General features: G+C 62.3%; 22 protein-coding genes. 20 read left to right on the forward strand and 2 right to left on the reverse strand.

Translation table 11 applies throughout. The features are described from left to right. Window positions 1–37: 37 nt before the first annotated feature. From rplL to AC0L2X_RS24600, 5 genes are all read left to right on the forward strand, one after another. On the forward strand, window positions 38–415 hold the full coding sequence (gene rplL / locus AC0L2X_RS24580) for a 50S ribosomal protein L7/L12 (protein ID WP_023680442.1): 378 nt from the start codon (window positions 38–40) through the stop codon (window positions 413–415). A gap of 283 nt (window positions 416–698) precedes the next feature. Next, window positions 699–4835 (forward strand): DNA-directed RNA polymerase subunit beta, encoded by a 4137-nt coding sequence (gene rpoB / locus AC0L2X_RS24585; protein ID WP_292662592.1) that lies wholly within the window; start codon window positions 699–701, stop codon window positions 4833–4835. A 139-nt stretch (window positions 4836–4974) separates the two neighbouring features. After that, complete coding sequence (gene rpoC / locus AC0L2X_RS24590) at window positions 4975–9171, forward strand: DNA-directed RNA polymerase subunit beta' (RefSeq protein ID WP_352951248.1); 4197 nt, start codon at window positions 4975–4977, stop codon at window positions 9169–9171. An 87-nt stretch (window positions 9172–9258) separates the two neighbouring features. Then, a complete protein-coding gene (locus AC0L2X_RS24595; protein WP_473562175.1) occupies window positions 9259–9924 on the forward strand; it encodes an O-methyltransferase in 666 nt (221 codons plus the stop codon). Between the two features lie 38 nt (window positions 9925–9962). Further along, window positions 9963–10334, forward strand: a complete 372-nt coding sequence (locus AC0L2X_RS24600) for a hypothetical protein (protein ID WP_352493442.1) — start codon at window positions 9963–9965, stop codon at window positions 10332–10334. A 36-nt stretch (window positions 10335–10370) separates the two neighbouring features. On the opposite strand, the gene AC0L2X_RS24605 is transcribed toward AC0L2X_RS24600, so the two are convergent. Further along, the gene (locus tag AC0L2X_RS24605) at window positions 10371–11300 is read right to left on the reverse strand and encodes a Gfo/Idh/MocA family protein (RefSeq protein WP_473562174.1); all 930 of its coding nucleotides are present in this window, start codon (window positions 11298–11300) and stop codon (window positions 10371–10373) included. A gap of 124 nt (window positions 11301–11424) precedes the next feature. After that, complete coding sequence (locus AC0L2X_RS24610) at window positions 11425–11706, reverse strand: transcriptional regulator (RefSeq protein ID WP_254817147.1); 282 nt, start codon at window positions 11704–11706, stop codon at window positions 11425–11427. 462 nt (window positions 11707–12168) lie between these two features. Here AC0L2X_RS24610 and rpsL point away from each other — a divergent pair, with 462 nt between their 5' ends. From rpsL to rpsQ, 15 genes are all read left to right on the forward strand, one after another. After that, window positions 12169–12540 (forward strand): 30S ribosomal protein S12, encoded by a 372-nt coding sequence (rpsL, locus tag AC0L2X_RS24615; RefSeq protein WP_006333356.1) that lies wholly within the window; start codon window positions 12169–12171, stop codon window positions 12538–12540. A gap of 85 nt (window positions 12541–12625) precedes the next feature. Beyond that, entirely contained in the window at window positions 12626–13096 is a 471-nt protein-coding gene (gene rpsG, locus AC0L2X_RS24620; protein ID WP_008875664.1) for a 30S ribosomal protein S7, read from the forward strand. A 30-nt stretch (window positions 13097–13126) separates the two neighbouring features. After that, window positions 13127–15217, forward strand: coding sequence for an elongation factor G (fusA, locus tag AC0L2X_RS24625; protein ID WP_473562173.1), 2091 nt, complete (start codon window positions 13127–13129; stop codon window positions 15215–15217). Window positions 15218–15283: 66 nt separating this feature from the next. Next, window positions 15284–16459 carry an elongation factor Tu gene (gene tuf / locus AC0L2X_RS24630; protein ID WP_254817137.1) on the forward strand — a complete coding sequence of 392 codons (1176 nt, stop codon included), beginning with the start codon at window positions 15284–15286 and terminating at the stop codon, window positions 16457–16459. 63 nt (window positions 16460–16522) lie between these two features. Next, on the forward strand, window positions 16523–16831 hold the full coding sequence (gene rpsJ / locus AC0L2X_RS24635) for a 30S ribosomal protein S10 (RefSeq protein WP_006205468.1): 309 nt from the start codon (window positions 16523–16525) through the stop codon (window positions 16829–16831). Window positions 16832–16927: 96 nt separating this feature from the next. After that, window positions 16928–17656 (forward strand): 50S ribosomal protein L3, encoded by a 729-nt coding sequence (gene rplC, locus AC0L2X_RS24640; protein WP_352469149.1) that lies wholly within the window; start codon window positions 16928–16930, stop codon window positions 17654–17656. Beyond that, a complete protein-coding gene (gene rplD, locus AC0L2X_RS24645) occupies window positions 17656–18276 on the forward strand; it encodes a 50S ribosomal protein L4 (RefSeq protein WP_023675140.1) in 621 nt (206 codons plus the stop codon). The genes rplC and rplD overlap by 1 nt, the downstream gene beginning before the upstream one ends. Further along, a complete protein-coding gene (locus AC0L2X_RS24650) occupies window positions 18273–18566 on the forward strand; it encodes a 50S ribosomal protein L23 (protein ID WP_006205465.1) in 294 nt (97 codons plus the stop codon). The genes rplD and AC0L2X_RS24650 overlap by 4 nt, the downstream gene beginning before the upstream one ends. 22 nt (window positions 18567–18588) lie before the next feature. Continuing rightward, on the forward strand, window positions 18589–19422 hold the full coding sequence (rplB, locus tag AC0L2X_RS24655; RefSeq protein WP_023675138.1) for a 50S ribosomal protein L2: 834 nt from the start codon (window positions 18589–18591) through the stop codon (window positions 19420–19422). A 16-nt stretch (window positions 19423–19438) separates the two neighbouring features. Further along, window positions 19439–19717 carry a 30S ribosomal protein S19 gene (gene rpsS, locus AC0L2X_RS24660; protein ID WP_006205463.1) on the forward strand — a complete coding sequence of 93 codons (279 nt, stop codon included), beginning with the start codon at window positions 19439–19441 and terminating at the stop codon, window positions 19715–19717. Between the two features lie 2 nt (window positions 19718–19719). Beyond that, window positions 19720–20109, forward strand: coding sequence for a 50S ribosomal protein L22 (gene rplV, locus AC0L2X_RS24665; protein WP_006205462.1), 390 nt, complete (start codon window positions 19720–19722; stop codon window positions 20107–20109). Further along, on the forward strand, window positions 20109–20834 hold the full coding sequence (rpsC, locus tag AC0L2X_RS24670) for a 30S ribosomal protein S3 (protein ID WP_023675137.1): 726 nt from the start codon (window positions 20109–20111) through the stop codon (window positions 20832–20834). The genes rplV and rpsC overlap by 1 nt, the downstream gene beginning before the upstream one ends. Window positions 20835–20861: 27 nt before the next feature. Further along, window positions 20862–21275: a 50S ribosomal protein L16 gene (gene rplP / locus AC0L2X_RS24675; RefSeq protein ID WP_006205460.1), complete on the forward strand. Its 414-nt coding sequence runs from the start codon at window positions 20862–20864 to the stop codon at window positions 21273–21275. A 13-nt stretch (window positions 21276–21288) separates the two neighbouring features. Continuing rightward, complete coding sequence (gene rpmC / locus AC0L2X_RS24680) at window positions 21289–21489, forward strand: 50S ribosomal protein L29 (RefSeq protein WP_006205459.1); 201 nt, start codon at window positions 21289–21291, stop codon at window positions 21487–21489. Between the two features lie 11 nt (window positions 21490–21500). Beyond that, window positions 21501–21740 carry a 30S ribosomal protein S17 gene (gene rpsQ / locus AC0L2X_RS24685; protein WP_023675136.1) on the forward strand — a complete coding sequence of 80 codons (240 nt, stop codon included), beginning with the start codon at window positions 21501–21503 and terminating at the stop codon, window positions 21738–21740. Window positions 21741–21774: the final 34 nt, after the last annotated feature.

Raw genomic sequence — 21774 nt, forward strand, 5'->3', positions numbered from 1 at the left:
ACAAACACACGTTCGAACCTTATGAAGGAACATTGCAATGGCTGATCTGGCAAAGATCGTAGACGACCTTTCGAAGCTGACCGTCCTCGAGGCGGCCGAGCTGTCGAAGCTTCTTGAAGAAAAGTGGGGCGTTTCCGCCGCTGCTCCGGTGGCGGTTGCCGCTGCCGGCGGCGCTGCGGCCGCTGCTGCTCCGGTCGAGGAAAAGACGGAATTCGACGTCGTCCTCACCGAGGCAGGCGCTCAGAAGATCAACGTCATCAAGGAAGTTCGCGCCATCACCGGTCTTGGCCTCAAGGAAGCCAAGGACCTGGTCGAGGCGGCTCCGAAGCCGGTCAAGGAAGCCGTTTCCAAGGCCGACGCGGACAAGTTCAAGGCCCAGCTGGAAGCAGCCGGCGCCAAGGTTGAACTGAAGTAAGCGTTGAGTACCGGCGGACGGCGTCGCGCCGTCAGCCACTCCTTTCGCGTCGAAGGGAGGCTGCGTAACGCGAAGAGTGCGAAAACCTCTTTCCTGAGGGCCGCAAACCGGCCTTCAGGAAACGGGTTTTCTCCCGTTTCTGGCCCACCGCCATTTGGCGGCGGGTGAAAAGACAAGAAGCCGCCGACAGGCGGCGGGCAACAAGACAGGGCCGCCAAGGTGGCCCGAGATGCAAGGCGAGCCGCGGCGAGGCTCGTCCCGAGAATTGAGCTAAGGAGCGACGATGGCCCAGACCCAGACTTTTAATGGCCGCAGACGCGTACGCAAGTTTTTCGGAAAGATCCCGGAAGTTGCGGAGATGCCGAACCTGATCGAGGTTCAGAAGGCATCCTATGACCAGTTCCTGATGGTGGAGGAGCCCAAGGGTGGGCGTCCTGACGAGGGGCTGCAGGCAGTTTTCAAGTCGGTCTTCCCGATTTCCGATTTTTCCGGCTCCTCGATGCTGGAATTCGTGAAGTATGAGTTCGAGGGACCGAAATTCGACGTTGACGAATGCCGTCAGCGCGACCTGACCTATGCGGCGCCGCTCAAGGTGACGCTGCGCCTCATCGTGTTCGATATCGACGAGGATACCGGCGCCAAGTCGATCAAGGACATCAAGGAGCAGGACGTCTACATGGGCGACATGCCGCTCATGACCTTGAACGGCACCTTCATCGTCAACGGCACCGAGCGCGTCATCGTCTCGCAGATGCACCGTTCGCCGGGCGTTTTCTTCGACCATGACAAGGGCAAGTCGCACTCGTCCGGCAAGCTTCTGTTTGCCGCGCGTGTCATTCCCTATCGCGGCTCGTGGCTCGACATCGAGTTCGACAGCAAGGACGTCGTGCACGCCCGCATCGACCGCCGCCGCAAGATTCCGGTGACGTCGCTGCTGATGGCGCTCGGCATGGACGGCGAAGAGATCCTGTCGACCTTCTACAACAAGATCATCTATAAGCGTGCCGGCGACCATTGGCGCATCCCGTTCAACGTCGAGCGTTTCCGCGGCCTCAAGGCCGTTGGTGACCTGGTCGACGCCGACACCGGCGAAGTCGTCGTCGAGGCCGGCAAGAAGATCACTGCCCGCCAGGCCAGGGCGCTTGGCGAGAAGGGTCTCAAGGCGATCAAGGCGACCGACGAGGATCTGCTCGGCAACTATCTTGCCGAGGATATCGTCAACTACGCGACCGGCGAGATCTTCCTCGAAGCCGGCGACGAGATCGACGAAAAGACGCTGAAAGTGCTGCTCGGCACCGGCGAGGACGAGATCAAGGTCCTCGACATCGACCACGTCAATGTCGGCGCCTATATCCGCAACACGCTCAACGTCGACAAGAACGAGAGCCGCCAGGACGCGCTGTTCGACATCTACCGCGTGATGCGCCCCGGCGAGCCGCCGACGCTCGAAACCGCCGAAGCCATGTTCAACTCGCTGTTCTTCGACAGCGAGCGCTATGATCTGTCGGCCGTCGGCCGCGTCAAGATGAACATGCGCCTCGAGCTCAAGGCCGAGGATACCGTGCGCGTGCTGCGCAAGGACGACATCCTGGCCGTGGTCAAGACGCTGGTCGAACTGCGCGACGGCAAGGGCGAGATCGACGACATCGACAATCTCGGCAACCGCCGCGTGCGCTCGGTCGGCGAGCTGATGGAGAACCAGTACCGCGTCGGCCTGCTGCGCATGGAGCGCGCGATCAAGGAGCGTATGTCCTCGATCGAGATCGATACGGTGATGCCGCAGGACCTGATCAACGCCAAGCCGGCGGCTGCCGCCGTGCGCGAGTTCTTCGGTTCCTCGCAGCTGTCGCAGTTCATGGATCAGACCAACCCGCTGTCGGAGATCACCCACAAGCGCCGTCTTTCGGCGCTTGGACCGGGCGGTCTGACCCGCGAGCGTGCCGGTTTCGAAGTGCGCGACGTGCACCCGACGCATTACGGCCGCATCTGCCCGATCGAGACGCCGGAAGGCCCGAATATCGGCCTGATCAACTCGCTTGCGACCTTCGCGCGCGTCAACAAATACGGCTTCATCGAGAGCCCGTACCGCAAGATCGTCAACGGCAAGCTGACCAATGAGGTCGTTTACCTTTCGGCAATGGAAGAGGCCAAGCACCACGTCGCGCAGGCCAATGCCGAGCTCGACAAGAATGGTCATTTCGTCGACGAATTCGTCATTTGCCGCAACGCCGGCGAAGTGATGATGGCGCCGCGCGAAAACGTCGATCTGATGGACGTGTCGCCGAAGCAGATGGTTTCGGTGGCCGCGGCCCTGATCCCGTTCCTCGAGAACGACGACGCCAACCGCGCGCTGATGGGCTCGAACATGCAGCGTCAGGCCGTGCCGCTGGTGCGCGCCGAAGCGCCGTTCGTCGGCACCGGCATGGAGCCGATCGTCGCCCGTGACTCGGGCGCCGCAATCGGCGCCCGCCGCGGCGGCATCGTCGACCAGGTGGACGCGACGCGTATCGTCATCCGCGCCACGGAAGACCTCGATCCCGGCAAGTCCGGCGTCGACATCTACCGGCTGATGAAGTTCCAGCGTTCGAACCAGAACACCTGCATCAACCAGCGTCCGCTGGTGCGCATGGGCGACCGGGTCAACAAGGGCGACATCATTGCCGACGGCCCGTCGACCGAGCTCGGTGATCTGGCCCTCGGCCGCAACGTGCTGGTCGCGTTCATGCCGTGGAACGGCTACAACTACGAGGATTCCATCCTCTTGTCCGAGCGCATCGTCGCCGACGACGTCTTCACCTCGATCCACATCGAGGAGTTCGAAGTCATGGCCCGCGACACCAAGCTCGGGCCGGAGGAGATCACGCGCGACATCCCGAACGTCTCGGAAGAAGCACTGAAGAACCTCGATGAGGCCGGCATCGTCTACATCGGTGCGGAAGTGCAGCCGGGCGACATTCTGGTCGGCAAGATCACGCCGAAGGGCGAAAGCCCGATGACGCCGGAAGAAAAGCTGCTGCGCGCCATCTTCGGTGAAAAGGCCTCGGACGTGCGTGACACGTCGATGCGCATGCCTCCGGGAACCTTCGGCACCGTCGTCGAAGTGCGTGTCTTCAACCGCCACGGCGTCGAGAAGGACGAGCGCGCCATGGCGATCGAGCGCGAGGAGATCGAACGCCTCGCCAAGGACCGCGACGACGAGCAGGCGATCCTTGACCGTAACGTCTATTCGCGCCTTTCCGACGTTCTCGTCGGCAAGGAGGCGATTGCCGGGCCGAAGGGCTTCAAGAAGGGCTCGAAGCTGTCGAAGGACACGCTCGACGAGTATCCGCGTTCGCAGTGGTGGCAGTTTGCCGTGGAGAACGAAAAGCTCCAGAGCGAACTGGAAGCCCTGCGTGGCCAGTACGACGATTCCAAGAAGGCGCTCGAGCAGCGCTTCATGGACAAGGTCGAGAAGGTGCAGCGCGGCGACGAGATGCCTCCGGGCGTCATGAAGATGGTCAAGGTCTTCGTGGCCGTGAAGCGCAAGATGCAGCCCGGCGACAAGATGGCCGGCCGGCACGGCAACAAGGGTGTCGTGTCGCGGATCGTTCCGGTCGAGGACATGCCTTTCCTCGAGGACGGCACGCATGCCGATATCGTGCTCAACCCGCTGGGTGTGCCGTCGCGCATGAATGTCGGCCAGATCCTGGAGACGCATCTGGGCTGGGCCTGCGCCGGAATGGGCAGGAAGATCGGCGATCTGATCGACGCGTACAAGACGGCGGGCGACATCAAGCCGCTGCGCAAGACGCTCGAGAGCTTCATGCCGGCCAACGACCGCAACGAGCCGGTCCGCGAATATGACGACGAGAGCATCGTTCGCCTCAGCGAGCAGATGCGCCGCGGCGTCTCCATCGCGACACCGGTGTTCGACGGCGCGCACGAGGCCGACATCAACATCATGCTGGAGCAGGCGGGCCTGCATACCAGCGGTCAGTCGCAGCTCTATGACGGACGCACCGGCGAACCGTTCGATCGCAAAGTGACGATGGGCTATATATATATGCTCAAGCTTCACCACCTTGTGGACGACAAGATCCACGCGCGTTCGATCGGACCGTACTCGCTCGTTACCCAGCAGCCGCTGGGCGGCAAGGCGCAGTTCGGTGGCCAGCGCTTCGGCGAGATGGAGGTCTGGGCGCTCGAAGCGTACGGCGCCGCCTACACGCTGCAGGAGATGCTGACGGTGAAGTCGGACGACGTCGCCGGCCGCACCAAGGTCTACGAGGCGATCGTCAGAGGCGACGACACCTTCGAGGCCGGCATCCCCGAGAGCTTCAACGTTCTCGTCAAGGAAATGCGGTCTCTCGGCCTCAATGTCGAGCTGGAGAACACCAAGCTCGACGACAACCCGATCCGGCTGCCCGACGCGGCCGAATAAGCAAGACGCTCGGTCGCGGGAGAGGGCTCTCGCGACCGGGGCGCACCCAAATTCTTCGGCCGATGGCCGATCAAGTCGGCGGGCGTTTGGCCCGCGCTAGATGCAAGGGGTTTTCGAGGACCCCGAAAAGGAGAACGGCATGAACCAAGAGGTCATGAATCTCTTCAATCCCCAGGCGCCCGCGCAGGTGTTCGATTCCATCCGGATCTCGCTTGCCAGCCCTGAGAAGATTCTGTCCTGGTCGTTCGGCGAGATCAAGAAGCCGGAGACCATCAACTACCGCACCTTCAAGCCGGAGCGTGACGGCCTGTTCTGCGCGCGCATTTTTGGTCCGATCAAGGACTATGAGTGCCTGTGCGGCAAGTACAAGCGCATGAAGTACAAGGGCGTCATCTGCGAGAAGTGCGGCGTCGAAGTCACGCTGTCGCGCGTCCGCCGCGAGCGCATGGGCCATATCGAGCTGGCGGCACCGGTCGCCCACATCTGGTTCCTGAAGTCGCTGCCGTCGCGCATCGGCACGCTGCTCGACATGACGCTGAAGGACATTGAGCGCGTCCTCTACTTCGAGAACTACATCGTCACCGAACCCGGCCTCACCGCGCTGAAGGAGCACCAGCTGCTCAGCGAGGAAGAGTACATGATGGCCGTCGACGAATATGGCGAGGATTCGTTCACCGCGATGATCGGCGCCGAGGCGATCCACGACCTTCTGGCCGGCATGGACCTGGAGAAGATCGCCGGCGATTTGCGTTCGGAGCTGGCTTCGACCACCTCCGAGCTCAAGCAGAAGAAGTACCTGAAGCGGCTCAAGGTCGTCGAGAACTTCATGGAATCCGGTAACCGTCCGGAATGGATGATCATGAAGGTGGTTCCGGTGATTCCGCCGGACCTGCGTCCGCTTGTCCCGCTGGACGGCGGCCGTTTCGCCACGTCGGATCTGAACGATCTCTATCGCCGCGTCATCAACCGCAACAACCGCTTGAAGCGGCTGATCGAGCTGCGCGCGCCCGGCATCATCGTGCGTAATGAAAAGCGCATGCTGCAGGAAGCCGTCGATGCGCTGTTCGACAACGGCCGCCGCGGCCGCGTCATCACCGGCGCCAACAAGCGTCCGCTGAAGTCGCTGTCCGACATGCTGAAGGGCAAGCAGGGCCGGTTCCGCCAGAACCTGCTCGGCAAGCGCGTCGACTATTCCGGCCGCTCGGTCATCGTCACCGGTCCGGAGCTCAAGCTGCACCAGTGCGGCCTGCCGAAGAAGATGGCGCTCGAGCTGTTCAAGCCCTTCATCTACGCCCGTCTCGACGCCAAGGGTTACTCCTCGACCGTCAAGCAGGCGAAGAAGCTGGTCGAGAAGGAGCGTCCGGAGGTCTGGGATATCCTCGACGAGGTCATCCGCGAGCATCCGGTGCTTTTGAACCGCGCACCGACGCTGCACCGCCTCGGCATCCAGGCGTTCGAGCCGATCCTGATCGAAGGCAAGGCGATCCAGCTTCATCCGCTGGTCTGCACGGCCTTCAACGCCGACTTCGACGGCGACCAGATGGCGGTCCACGTGCCGCTGTCGCTGGAAGCGCAGCTCGAAGCCCGCGTGCTGATGATGTCGACCAACAACATCCTGCACCCGGCTTCCGGCGCGCCGATCATCGTGCCGTCGCAGGACATGGTTCTCGGTCTCTACTATCTCTCGATCGTCAACCAGAACGAGCCGGGGGAGGGCATGGTGTTTGCCGACATGGGCGAGCTCCAGCACGCGCTCGAGACCAAGGCGGTGACGCTGCATGCCAAGATCAAGGGGCGCTTCCGCACGGTCGACGCCGACGGCAAGGTCGTGTCGAAGATCTACGACACCACGCCTGGCCGCATGATCATCGGCGAGCTTCTGCCGAAGAACCACAACGTGCCGTACGAGACCGCCAACCAGGAGATGACCAAGAAGAACATCTCCAAGATGATCGACACCGTCTACCGCCATTGCGGTCAGAAGGAGACGGTCATTTTCTGCGATCGCATCATGGCTCTCGGCTTCAGCCACGCCTGCCGTGCCGGCATTTCGTTCGGCAAGGACGATATGTTGATTCCGGACGCCAAGATCAAGCTGGTGTCCGACACCGAGGCTTTGGCCAAGGAGTACGAGCAGCAGTACAATGACGGCCTGATCACCCAGGGCGAGAAGTACAACAAGGTCGTCGACGCCTGGGCCAAGTGCTCGGAAAAGGTCGCCGACGAAATGATGGCCCGCATCAAGGCGGTCGAGTTCGAGGACAACGGCCGTCAGAAGCCGATGAACTCGATCTACATGATGTCGCACTCCGGTGCGCGCGGCTCGCCCACCCAGATGCGCCAGCTCGCCGGCATGCGCGGCCTGATGGCCAAGCCCAGCGGTGAAATCATCGAGACGCCGATCATCTCGAACTTCAAGGAAGGCCTCACCGTGCTCGAATACTTCAACTCGACCCACGGCGCTCGCAAGGGTCTGGCCGACACCGCCTTGAAGACGGCGAACTCGGGTTACCTGACGCGTCGTCTCGTCGACGTGGCGCAGGACTGCATCGTCAACTCGCTCGACTGCGGCACCGACAAGGGCCTCACCATGCAGCCGATCGTCGATGCCGGTCAGGTCGTCGCGTCGGTTGGCCAGCGCGTTCTCGGCCGTACCTCGCTCGACGACATCACCCACCCGGTCACCGGCGAGGTTCTGGTCAAGGCCGGAACGCTGATGGACGAGCGGGACGTGGAACTGATCGAAAAGGCCGGCGTGCAGTCGGTCCGCATCCGTTCGGCGCTGACCTGCGAGGTCAGGGTCGGCGTCTGCGCGGTCTGCTACGGACGCGATCTGGCCCGCGGCACTCCCGTCAACCAGGGCGAGGCTGTCGGCGTCATCGCGGCGCAGTCGATCGGCGAGCCGGGCACCCAGCTCACCATGCGTACCTTCCACATGGGCGGCACGGCGCAGGTGGTGGATTCCTCCTTCCTTGAAGCCTCCTATGAGGGCAAGGTCGAGATCCGCAACCGCAACGTGGTGCGCAACTCCGACGGCCAGCTGATGGTCATGGGCCGCAACATGGCGGTGCTGATCCTCGACGAAGCCGGCAAGGAACGCGCCACGCACCGCGTCACCTACGGTTCGCGCATCTTCGTCGACGATGGCGACAAGGTTAAGCGCGGCCAGCGTATCGCCGAGTGGGATCCCTATACCCGCCCGGTCCTCACCGAAATCGAGGGCAGGGTGTCGTACGAGGATCTGGTCGACGGCATTTCCGTTCAGGAAACGGCCGACGAATCGACCGGCATCACCAAGCGTGAGGTCATCGACTGGCGCTCGACGCCACGCGGCAACGACCTCAAGCCGGCGATTGCCATCCAGGACGCCAAGGGCAAGGTCGGCAAGCTGTCGAAGGGCGGCGACGCCCGCTTCCTGCTCTCGGTCGAGGCCATTCTTTCGGTCGAGCCGGGCGCACAGGTTCGCCCCGGCGACGTGCTGGCGCGTATTCCGATGGAAAGCGCCAAGACCAAGGACATCACCGGTGGTCTGCCGCGTGTGGCCGAACTGTTCGAAGCACGCCGTCCGAAGGATCACGCCATCATCGCCGAGATCGATGGCACGATCCGCTTCGGCCGCGACTACAAGAACAAGCGCCGTATCATCATCGAGCCGCATGACTCGACGCTTGAGCCGGTCGAATACCTGATCCCGAAGGGCAAGCCGTTCCATCTCCAGGACGGCGACGTCATCGAGAAGGGCGACTACATCCTCGACGGCAATCCGGCGCCGCACGACATCCTGGCGATCAAGGGCGTGGAGGCGCTTGCCTCCTACCTCGTCAACGAGATCCAGGAGGTCTACCGCCTGCAGGGCGTGTCGATCAACGACAAGCACATCGAGGTGATCGTTCGCCAGATGCTGCAGAAGGTCGAGATCACCACGCAGGGCGATTCGACCTACATTCCGGGCGACCACGTCGACGTGATCGAGCTGGAAGAGGTCAACGAGCGCCTGGTCGAGGAAGGCAAGAAGCCGGCCGAAGGCCAACCGGTGCTGCTCGGCATCACCAAGGCCTCGCTGCAGACGCCGTCCTTCATCTCGGCCGCCTCCTTCCAGGAGACGACGAGGGTGCTGACCGAAGCTGCGGTTGCCGGCAAGACCGACATGCTGCAGGGGCTGAAGGAAAACGTCATCGTCGGCCGGCTGATCCCGGCCGGTACCGGTGGCACGATGAGCCAGATCCGGCGCATCGCCACCTCGCGCGACGAGCTGATCATCGACGAGCGCCGCAAGGCGTCCGGCGTCGAGGTCGCCGAGCCGATGCTGACCGACATGGCTTCCGCCGCACAGTAAGCGCGCAAGAAAGATGAAGATAGAAAAGGGGCCCAAGTGGCCCCTTTTCGCATTTTTGGTTCCCCAATCGGATCGGAGAAGAAAACGATGAGCAGGAAGATCTGGGCTTCTGTCGACGACTATATTGTCGAGGCTCTTTTCGAGGCGGATGCTGCCCTTGATGCCGTTCTGGCGGCCAACCGTGAACAGGGCCTGCCGCCGATCGACGTTTCGCCGGCACAGGGCAAGCTGCTGTCACTTCTTGCGCGAATGCTGGGAGCAAAGAAGGTACTCGAAATCGGCACGTTGGGCGGCTATTCGACAATCTGGATGGCGCGAGCATTGCCGATGGACGGCAAGGTCGTGACGCTCGAGCTTGATCCGCACCACGCCAGTGTCGCGCGGTCGAACTTTGAACGGGCAGGGGTGTCGGATAGGGTGGAACTGCGGGTCGGACCGGCGCTTCAATCGCTTGCGGCGTTAGGCGCCGAGAGTGCCGGGCCGTTCGACTTCATCTTCATCGACGCCGACAAGCCGAACAACCCGCACTATCTGTCGTGGGCCATGCGTCTTTCGAGGCCGGGGACCGTCATCGTCTGCGACAATGTCATCCGTGACGGCGCGGTGGTGAATGAAGATGGTCGCGACGCCAATGTCGAAGGGGCACGCGCGGCGTTCTCGTTCATCGGCAGCGACAAGCGTCTGCAAGGCACCGCCAACCAGACTGTTGGCGCCAAGGGCTATGACGGCTTTGCCATAGCGATCGTCGACTGAAGCTGCCACCGGCGGCTGGCTTTTGAAGGAATCGTCAATTGAACGAGGCAACCATCTGGGAATTGATCAACGCTGGCCGAGATCGCATGAGCTTTGGGCAGCGAAGACTTTGGGAGCTGATCAAGATCGAACCGGAAGAATGGCTGCATCACTCGCCTGCCGGGAGTGATCATCGCATCTGGGTCGTAGGTTTGATCGGCCGGAGCGTGATTTCCTACAATGACATTGAAGGCGGGTTCGACCGTTCAAATTTCATTCGATATGGAGAAATCACCGAGCTTGGTTGGGGGCAGGCCGATCTCGAGGTGGTGGTTCAAGATGTCATGAGCGAACTTGAACAAGGACACCGGACGGCTCCCGTTACTTCTGCGCCTCGTCCGGGAGAATTCCCGGACCGCAAGCCAAGGTGATCCGGAACATTCAAGGTCGCTCTACCGGCGTCAGTATCAATCGAAAAACGCTTCGACCACATTGCGCCTGCCGAGCATGAAGGCGTCGGCGACGTGCTGCAGGGGCTCGAGATCGACGTCGGAGGTGCCCGCGCGCACGATCTCGGCGAATCGCTTGTAGAGCATCGGGTACTCCGCTTCCGGCTCCTCGTGAACGACGCGACCATCGATGGCGAGCTTCGAGCCGCCGCCGGAAAGTACCATCGATCCGGCCTCGGTATCGGCCAGAATGTCCCAGCTTTGCGGGCCGGTCTGGCGCCAGTCGAGTTCCATCGTCACCGGCAGACCGTTCGAAGTGCGGAAGGCGATATGGGCGGCGATCGGGGCAGCGCGGTTTTCGGGGAAATCGAGCTCTGCCGAGCTGATGAACATCGGCGGCAGGATGTGGGTGGCGATCGACAGCGCGTTGATACCGGGATCGAAGACACCAAAACCGCCGGGAGCCCAGATCCACTCCTGGTTCGGATGCCAGCGGCGCACGTCCTCCTTCCAGTTGATGGCAGCCGACCTGATCGTAGTCGAGCTGAGGAATGCACGTGCAGCTTCGACAGCCGGCGCATAGCGTGAATGCCAGCTGGCGAACAGGCAAACGCCGTTCGCTGCCGCCAGCGCCTTCAGGTCTTCGACCTCGCTGACCGTGGCGCCGGGCGGCTTTTCCAAGAAGACATGCTTTTTCGCCACCAGCGCCGTGCGCGCTGAGTCATAGCGAAACTGCGGCGGCATGCACAGCGACACCGCCTCGAGCTCCGGCACCGCGTCGAGCATCGCCTCGATCGTCGGGAAATTCGGGATGTCTTCGACTTTGCCATGGCGGCTGGCTGCGGCAACCAGGCGATAATCCTGGTCCTTCGCCAGCGCAGGCAGATGCTGGTCGCGGACGATCTTTCCCACGCCGACGATGCCGAGCTTGATGGGATTAGAGGACATGGGAACTCCGCAGGTTGAGTGTGCTTGGTTTTGCCAGAGGTCGCTTCTTAGCAGAGAACTTGTGCCGGGCAAGTCGCCGGGCTTGTGTCGCCGGCCCGCGAGATCGACCGCGATTCAGATCTCTTCAAATAGGCACATCGAACGTCACGATCGATACTTCGCCTTCGAGCGCGCCCTGATAGGCGGACAGATGCGGCTCCTCGTCGGGCACGCCGTCCAGGTCGCCGATCTGATCGAGCTCGGCCTCGGCGTAACCTTCCGCGGCAAGTGATTCGAGAGCGCGGCGCACCGCCGAATCGTCGTCCGGCGCGACCAGCATCACATGCACGCCCTCCGGCTTGCCGCCTTTGCGCTTCCACACCCGGCCGGTAATAATGGTGACCGGGCGCTCCTCATTGTCATTCACGGGTTCGTACCTCCGGGCGAGGGGTTTTGGGCTGTTCATGCCGCCTTTTCGCACGAAGCACGGCCTGGAAACAGCGGCAAGCCGCTCACTTTCTGCCTTCCTCTTGAAAAACGGCGCAAGAAAATTACATGCGCTTTTCGCATGGCTGCCAAGCCTCGGGTTCAGCGCAATATTTGCCGCTCCGGGGTTGACGGACAGTGGCCATACGAGTAGAAGCCGCCCAGTCAGAACCGATGTGAGGCTCTCGCTTCCGAAGCGACACGCTTTGGAGTTTGCCTCAAACAGGGTTCGTTTTACGAGCGAAAAGACATTTCCGGCGTGCATGAAGCGGCTTCCGCTTCCTCTGCCATTTGTTCGGGCAAGACCGCGAGGCGCGGTTTGTGGCCCGAATTTGCGTATGGAAATGACGCTTTGAGCGGCCCTGACCGGGCAAGACACGGAATTGAGAGACAAGAGGGTTTAATGCCTACCGTCAACCAGCTGATCCGCAAGCCGCGCATTGCGCCGGTGAAGCGCAACAAGGTCCCGGCCATGCAGCAGAACCCGCAGAAGCGGGGCGTCTGCACGCGCGTCTACACCACGACGCCGAAGAAGCCGAACTCGGCGCTGCGCAAGGTGGCCAAGATCCGCCTGACCAATGGTTTTGAAGTGATCGGTTACATCCCCGGCGAAGGCCATAACCTTCAGGAGCACTCGGTGGTGATGATCCGCGGCGGCCGCGTCAAGGATCTTCCGGGCGTCCGTTACCACATCATCCGCGGCGTGCTCGACACGCAAGGCGTGAAGAACCGCAAGCAGCGCCGTTCGAAATACGGCGCCAAGCGTCCGAAGTGACCGAAGCGTAGCCAAGGTCGTTCCGGACGGCGTCAAGCGACGATCCGGGATCCAGGCCACCGCGTAGAATTGAGGCAGAGAAAAAATGTCCCGTCGTCACAGTGCAGAAAAGCGTGAGATCAATCCGGACCCGAAGTTCGGCGATCTGATCGTCACCAAGTTCATGAATGCCGTCATGTATGACGGCAAGAAGTCGGTTGCCGAGACCATCGTCTACGGCGCGCTCGACCAGGTCCAGTCCAAGACCAAGCAGGAGCCGGTCACCGTCTTCCATCAGGCGCTCGACAATGTCGCGCCACATGTGGAAGTGCGTTCGCGTCGCGTCGGCGGCGCTACATACCAGGTTCCGGTCGACGTGCGCCCCGAGCGCCGCCAGGCATTGGCCATCCGTTGGCTGATCGCCGCCGCCCGCAACCGCAACGAGACCACTATGGTCGACCGCCTCTCTGGCGAGCTGATGGACGCGGCCAACAACCGCGGCACCGCCGTCAAGAAGCGTGAAGACACCCACAAGATGGCAGAAGCCAACCGCGCTTTCGCGCACTACCGCTGGTAAAGCGCGAACGAGACTGAAGAGGCACCTCCCATGGCCCGCGAATATAAAATCGAAGACTACCGCAATTTCGGTATCATGGCGCACATCGACGCCGGCAAGACGACGACCACCGAGCGCGTCCTCTATTACACGGGCAAGTCGCACAAGATCGGCGAAGTCCACGACGGCGCTGCCACCATGGACTGGATGGAGCAGGAGCAGGAGCGCGGCATCACCATCACGTCGGCCGCTACCACGACCTTCTGGAAGGGTCGCGACGGCAAGATGTATCGCTTCAACATCATCGACACCCCCGGCCACGTCGACTTCACCATCGAGGTCGAGCGTTCGCTGCGCGTGCTCGACGGCGCCATCGCGCTGCTCGATGCCAATGCCGGTGTCGAGCCGCAGACGGAGACCGTCTGGCGCCAGGCTGACAAGTATCGCGTGCCGCGGATGATCTTCTGCAACAAGATGGACAAGATCGGCGCCGACTTTTACCGCTCGGTCGAGATGATCGGTTCGCGCCTCGGTGCGCATGCCGTCGTCATGCAGCTGCCGATCGGCGCCGAGACCGAGTTCAAGGGTGTCGTCGACCTCGTCGAGATGAACGCGCTGGTCTGGCGCGACGAGACGCTGGGCGCTGCCTGGGACGTCGTCGAGATCCCTGCCGACCTCAAGGCTCGTGCCGAAGAATACCGCGAGAAGATGATCGAGGCCGCCGTCGAAATGGACGAAACGGCGCTCGAGAATTACCTCGAAGGCAAGATGCCGAGCAACGACGAGATCCGTGCGCTCATCCGCAAGGGCACGATCGCGGTGAAGTTCTATCCGATGTTCTGCGGTTCGGCCTTCAAGAACAAGGGCGTGCAGCCGCTGCTCGACGCCGTCGTCGAATATCTGCCGTCGCCGGCCGATGTCCCGGCCATCAAGGGCGTCGACGCCAAGACCGACGCCGAGATCGAGCGTCATGCCGACGACAACGAGCCGCTGTCGATGCTTGCCTTCAAGATCATGAACGACCCATTCGTCGGTTCGCTCACCTTTGCCCGCATCTATTCGGGCAAGCTCACCAAGGGCATCTCGGTCGATAACACCGTGAAGGGCAAGAAAGAGCGCATCGGCCGCATGCTGCAGATGCATGCGAATTCGCGCGCCGACGTCGAAGAGGCGTTTGCAGGCGACATCGTCGCCCTCGCTGGTCTCAAGGACACCACCACCGGCGACACGCTCAGTGATCCGCTGCACCCGGTCATCCTCGAGCGCATGGAATTCCCCGATCCGGTCATCCAGATCGCCATCGAGCCGAAGACCAAGAACGACCAGGAAAAGATGGGCCTCGCCCTTCACCGCCTGGCTGCCGAGGATCCGTCCTTCCGCGTCAAGACCGACGAGGAAAGCGGCCAGACGATCATTTCCGGCATGGGCGAGCTTCACCTCGACATCATCGTCGACCGCATGCGCCGCGAGTTCAAGGTCGAGGCCAATGTCGGCGCGCCGCAGGTGGCCTATCGCGAGACGATCACCCGCAAGCACGAGCAGGACTACACGCACAAGAAGCAGACCGGCGGTACCGGCCAGTTCGCCCGCGTCAAGATCCTGTTCGAGCCGAATCCGGAAAGCAGCGAATTCGAGTTCGAAACAAAGATCGTCGGCGGCGCCGTGCCGAAGGAATACATCCCCGGTGTCGAAAAGGGCATCAACAGCGTCATGACCTCAGGCCCGTTCGCCGGCTTCCCGATGATCGGCGTCAAGGCGACGCTGATCGATGGCGCCTACCACGACGTGGATTCCTCGGTTTTGGCCTTCGAAATCGCCGGCCGTGCCTGCTTCCGTGAAGCAGCGCCCAAGCTTGGCGTGCAGTTGCTCGAGCCGATCATGAAGGTCGAAGTGGTGACGCCGGAAGATTACGTCGGCAGCGTTATCGGCGACCTGAACGGCCGTCGCGGCCAAATCCAGGGCCAGGAAGCACGTGGCGTCGCGGTGGTGATCAACGCGATGGTGCCGCTCGCCAACATGTTCAAATACGTGGACAACCTTCGCTCGATGAGCCAGGGCCGCGCGGCCTACACGATGCAGTTCGACCACTACGAGCCGGTCCCGACCGCGGTCGCGCAGGAAGTCCAGAAGAAATACGCGTAACTCGAACGAGTTGCACCAGTAACTTAATTCAAGGCCCGCACGGGCTGGCAGGAATGGAGAGATCACATGGCAAAAGGTAAATTCGAGCGCACTAAGCCTCATGTGAACATTGGCACGATTGGTCACGTCGACCATGGCAAGACGTCGCTGACGGCGGCGATCACCAAGTATTTTGGCGAATACAAGCGCTACGACCAGATCGATGCGGCGCCCGAAGAGAAGGCGCGCGGCATCACCATTTCGACGGCGCATGTCGAATACGAGACCGCCAACCGCCACTATGCCCATGTCGACTGCCCCGGCCACGCCGACTATGTGAAGAACATGATCACCGGTGCTGCGCAGATGGACGGCGCGATCCTGGTGGTGTCGGCCGCCGACGGCCCGATGCCGCAGACCCGCGAGCACATCCTGCTCGCCCGCCAGGTCGGCGTGCCCTCGATCGTGGTGTTCTTGAACAAGGTCGACCAGGTCGACGACGCCGAGCTGCTCGAGCTGGTCGAGCTCGAGGTGCGTGAGCTTTTGACCAAGAACGAGTTCCCCGGCGACGACATTCCGATCGTCAAGGGTTCGGCGCTTGCCGCGCTTGAAGATAGCGACAAGAAGATCGGCGAGGACGCCATCCGCGAACTGATGGCTGCGGTCGATGCCTACATCCCGACACCGGTTCGTCCGCTCGACAAGCCGTTCCTGATGCCGATCGAGGACGTGTTCTCGATCTCGGGCCGCGGCACGGTGGTGACCGGCCGCGTCGAGCGCGGCGTCGTCAAGGTCGGCGAGGAGCTGGAGATCGTCGGCATCCGTCCGACCACCAAGACGACCTGCACGGGCGTCGAGATGTTCCGCAAGCTGCTCGACCAGGGCCAGGCCGGCGACAACATCGGCGCGCTGCTGCGCGGTGTCGACCGTGAAGGCGTCGAGCGCGGCCAGGTCCTGGCCAAGCCCGGCACCGTCAAGCCGCACAAGAAGTTCGTTGCCGAAGCCTACATCCTGACCAAGGACGAGGGCGGCCGCCACACGCCGTTCTTCACCAACTACCGCCCGCAGTTCTATTTCCGCACGACGGACGTGACCGGCATCGTGTCGCTGCCGGAAGGCACCGAGATGGTGATGCCGGGCGACAACATCACCGTCGATGTCGAGCTGATCGTGCCGATCGCCATGGAAGAGAAGCTGCGCTTCGCCATCCGTGAAGGCGGCCGCACCGTCGGTGCCGGCATCGTCGTCACCATCAAAGAGTAATTTGGACTTAAACCGATCTGTCGCGGGCGCTGCCCGCGCCGCGCCAGAACAAGGAAGTGACGCATGAACGGACAGAATATCCGCATCCGCCTGAAGGCGTTTGATCACCGGGTGCTCGACGCCTCGACACGGGAAATCGTGTCGACCGCCAAGCGCACCGGCGCCAACGTCCGCGGCCCCATTCCGCTGCCGACGCGGATCGAAAAGTTCACGGTCAACCGGTCGCCTCACGTCGACAAGAAGAGCCGCGAGCAGTTCGAGATGCGCACGCACAAGCGTCTGCTCGACATCGTCGACCCGACCCCGCAGACGGTCGATGCTTTGATGAAGCTCGACCTAGCCGCCGGTGTCGACGTCGAGATCAAGCTCTAAGGAACCAGAGGTCAGCGGGGCGACCCGGAACTCTGAAGGAACAAGAGGCGTGGAGGGGCGACAGCCCCGACAGGGAACTCTAAAGGAATTGAACCGATGCGTTCAGGTGTGATTGCAAAGAAGGTGGGAATGACCCGCATCTACAACGATGCCGGGGAACATGTTCCCGTCACTGTTCTCCAGATGGAGAACTGCCAGGTCGTGGCGCAGCGCACGCAGGAGAAGAACGGCTATACCGCCGTCCAGCTCGGCGTTGGCCTCGCCAAGGTGAAGAACACGTCGAAGGCGATGCGCGGCCATTTCGCGACCGCTTCCGTCGAGCCGAAGGCCAAGGTTGCCGAGTTCCGCGTCTCCGCCGACAACATGATCGATGTCGGCGCCGAGATCACCGTCGAGCATTTCGTCGTCGGCCAGAAGGTCGATGTGACGGGAACCACGATCGGCAAGGGCTTTCAGGGCGTCATCAAGCGGCACCACATGGGTGGCGGCCGCGCGACGCACGGCAACTCGGTGTCGCACCGTACACACGGCTCGACCGGCCAGCGCCAGGATCCGGGCAAGGTGTTCAAGGGCAAGCATATGGCCGGCCACATGGGTGACACCCGCGTCACCACGCAGAATGTCGAGGTCGTCTCGACCGACGCCGATCGCGGCCTGATCCTGATCCGCGGTGCCGTCCCGGGTTCGAAGGGTGCATGGATCCTGGTCCGCGACGCGGCCAAGGTAGCGCTTCCGGCCAATGCGCCGAAGCCCGCCGCGATCCGCGCCGTTGCAACCGATGGTGCCGCCAAGAACGAGGCCCAGGCCACAGAGGGAGCGGAATAATGGACCTCAAGATTACAACGCTTGGCGGCAAGGACGCCGGCAAGCTGAAGCTCTCCGAAGAGATTTTCGGCCTTGATCCGCGCGAGGACATCCTGCAGCGCGTCGTGCGCTGGCAGCTTGCCAAGAAGCAGCAGGGCACACACAAGGCCAAGGGCCGCGCGGAAATCGCCCGCACCGGCGCCAAGATGTACAAGCAGAAGGGTACCGGCCGCGCCCGTCACCATTCGGCTCGCGCTCCGCAGTTCCGCGGCGGCGGTAAAGCCCACGGCCCGGTCGTGCGCAGCCACGAGCACGATCTGCCGAAGAAGGTGCGTGCGCTCGGTCTCAAGCATGCGCTTTCGGCCAAAGCCAAGAGCGCGTCGATCATCATCATCGATGAGCTGAAGCTGACCGAGGCCAAGACCAAGGCACTGATCGCGAATTTCGCGACGCTGGGCCTGAGCAACGCCCTGGTGATCGGCGGCGCCGAGCTTGACAAGAATTTCAAGCTGGCGGCGACCAACATCCCGAACATCGACGTGCTGCCCATCCAGGGCATCAACGTCTACGACATTCTGCGCCGCGGCACGCTGGTCCTTTCGAAGGCCGCCGTCGAGGCTCTCGAGGAGCGCTTCAAATGACCGACCTTCGTCATTACGACGTGATCGTCTCGCCGGCGATCACCGAAAAGTCGACCATGGCTTCCGAGCAGAACCAGGTCGTCTTCAATGTCGCCAAGAAGGCGTCGAAGCCGGAAATCAAGGCCGCCGTCGAAGCGCTGTTCGGCGTCAAGGTGATGGCCGTGAACACGCTTGTCCGCAAGGGCAAGATCAAGCGCTTCCGCGGCACGATCGGCCGCCAGAGCGACGTCAAGAAGGCGGTTGTGACGCTGGCCGACGGCCAGTCGATCGACGTCGCGACGGGTCTCTGAGCAAGGTGGCGAGGACAGAACAATGGCACTGAAAAAATTCAACCCGGTAACGCCGAGCACCCGTCAGCTGGTCATCGTCGACCGCTCGGGCCTCTACAAGGGCAAGCCCGTCAAGGGCCTGACCGAAGGCCTGACCAAGTCGGGCGGCCGCAACAATTACGGCCGCATCACGGCCCGCTTCATCGGCGGCGGTCACAAGCGCACCTACCGTATCATCGACTTCAAGCGCCGCAAGTTCGACGTCGTCGGCACGGTCGAGCGTATCGAATACGATCCGAACCGCACCGCCTTCATCGCGCTGATCAAGTATGACGATGGCGAGCTGTCCTACATCATCGCCCCGCAGCGTCTGGCTCCCGGCGACAAGATCGTGGCCGGTGAATCGGTCGACGTGAAACCCGGCAATGCGATGCCGCTGGCCTCGATGCCGGTTGGCACGATCGTCCACAATATCGAGCTGAAGCCCGGCAAGGGCGCTCAGGTCGCCCGTTCGGCCGGTGGTTATGGCCAGCTCGTCGGTCGCGACCAGGGCATGGCGATCCTGCGCCTCAACTCGGGCGAGCAGCGTGTCGTCCACGGCTCCTGCATGGCCACTGTCGGTGCCGTGTCCAATCCGGACCACGGCAACATCAATGACGGCAAGGCAGGCCGCACCGTGTGGCGCGGCAAACGTCCGCACAATCGCGGCGTGACCATGAACCCGGTCGACCATCCACATGGCGGCGGCGAAGGCCGCACCTCGGGTGGCCGCCATCCGGTTTCGCCCTGGGGCAAGCCGACCAAGGGCAAGAAGACGCGGTCCAACAAGGCGACCGACAAGTTCATCCTGCGCTCGCGCCATCAGCGCAAGAGCTAAGAAGAGGTAACGCCAAGTGACTCGTTCGATTTGGAAAGGCCCCTTCATCGACGGCTACCTTCTGAAGAAGGTGGACAAGGTTCGTGAAGGTGGTCGCAATGAGGTGATCAAGATGTGGAGCCGCCGCTCCACCATCCTGCCGCAGTTCGTCGGCTTCACCTTCGGTGTCTACAACGGCCAGAAGCACGTTCCCGTCTCGGTGAACGAGGACATGGTCGGTCACAAGTTCGGTGAATTCGCTCCGACCCGGACCTATTACGGTCACGGCGCGGATAAGAAGGCGAAGAGGAAATAATCATGGGCAAGGCCAAAGCTCCGCGCAGGCTTGCTGACAACGAAGCGCGCGCCGTGTTGCGCACGATCCGTATCAGCCCGCAGAAGCTGAACCTGGTTGCCGCGCTGATCCGCGGCAAGAAGGTCGCGACAGCGCTTTCCGACCTCGAATTCTCGGCCAAGCGGATTTCCGGCACGGTCAAGAAGACGCTGGAATCGGCGATCGCCAACGCGGAAAACAACCACGACCTCGACGTCGATGCGCTGATTGTGGCGGAAGCCTATGTCGGCAAGTCGATCGTCATGAAGCGGTTCCATGCCCGTGGCCGTGGTCGCGCCAGCCGTATCGAGAAGCCGTTCTCGCACCTCACGATCGTCGTTCGTGAAGTCGAAGAAAAAGGGGAGGCCGCATAATGGGCCAGAAAGTCAATCCGATCGGTCTGCGTCTCGGCATCAACCGCACCTGGGATTCGCGCTGGTTCGCGAACACCGGCGAGTACGGCAAGCTGCTGCACGAGGACATCAAGATCCGCAAATATCTTGAGAAGGAACTCAAGCAGGCTGCGATCTCGAAGGTCGTGATCGAGCGTCCGCACAAGAAGTGCCGCGTCACCATCCATGCGGCGCGTCCGGGCCTGATCATCGGCAAGAAGGGCGCCGACATCGAGAAGCTTCGCAAGAAGCTGATGGAGATGACCAAGTCCGAGACGCATCTGAACATCGTCGAAGTGCGCAAGCCGGAGATCGACGCGACCCTGGTCGCCCAGTCGATCGCCCAGCAGCTCGAGCGCCGCATCGCGTTCCGCCGCGCCATGAAGCGCGCCGTGCAGTCGGCGATGCGCCTCGGTGCCGAAGGCATCCGCATCAACTGCGCCGGCCGTCTCGGCGGCGCCGAGATCGCGCGCATGGAATGGTATCGTGAAGGCCGCGTGCCGCTGCATACGCTGCGTGCCGACGTCGACTACGGCACGGCCGAGGCGAATACGGCCTACGGCATCTGCGGCGTCAAAGTCTGGGTGTTCAAGGGCGAGATCCTCGAGCACGACCCGATGGCTTCGGAGCGCCGCGCCACCGAGGGCGATCATGCGCATGGCGGTGGTGGTGAGCGCGAACGCGGTCGCCGTCGCGAAAACGCGTAAGACATTTAGGAATTTGGAGTTAGAACGATGCTGCAGCCAAAGCGCACAAAGTTCCGCAAGCAGTTCAAGGGCCGCATCCATGGTACCGCCAAGGGCGGCACCAACCTGGATTTCGGTGGTTTCGGGCTGAAGGCGCTTGAGCCGAACCGCGTCACCGCGCGCGAGATCGAGGCGGCCCGCCGCGCGATCACCCGCGAGATGAAGCGTGCCGGCCGCGTGTGGATCCGTATCTTCCCGGACGTGCCGGTGACGTCGAAGCCGACCGAAGTCCGCATGGGTAAGGGCAAGGGCGCGGTCGACTACTGGGCGGCACGCGTCAAGCCGGGCCGCATCATGTTCGAGATCGACGGCGTCAACGAGGAAACCGCCCGTGAGGCGCTGCGTCTCGGCGCGGCCAAGCTCTCGGTCAGGACGCGCTTCGTACAGCGCATCGCAGAATAAGGACGGGCTGATCATGAAAGCCGAAGACATCCGGACCAAGACCCAGGACCAGCTGACCGACGACCTGGCCAGCCTGAAGAAGGAGCAGTTCAACCTGCGCTTCCAGAAGGCCACCGGCCAGCTTGAGAAGACCGCGCGCGTGAGGCAGGTCCGCAAGGACATTGCGCGTATCAAGACCATCGCTGCGGAAAAGTCCGCGGCCAAGAAGGCTTAAGGACGAAAACCATGCCAAAGCGCATTCTGCAGGGCACCGTCGTCAGCGACAAGAACGAGAAGACGGTTGTCGTCAAGGTCGAACGGCGCTTCACGCATCCCGTGATGAAGAAGACCGTGCGCATGACCAAGAAGTACAAGGCGCACGACGAGAACAACGCCCACAAGGTCGGCGATCAGGTGTTCATCCAGGAATCGAAGCCGATTTCCAAGGACAAGCGCTGGGTCGTGGTGTCTTCGGACCAGGCCTGATCAGGGTCAACGAAACGAATTTTGGACAGACCGG

The sequence above is a fragment of the Mesorhizobium sp. WSM4828 genome, assembly GCF_055811175.1.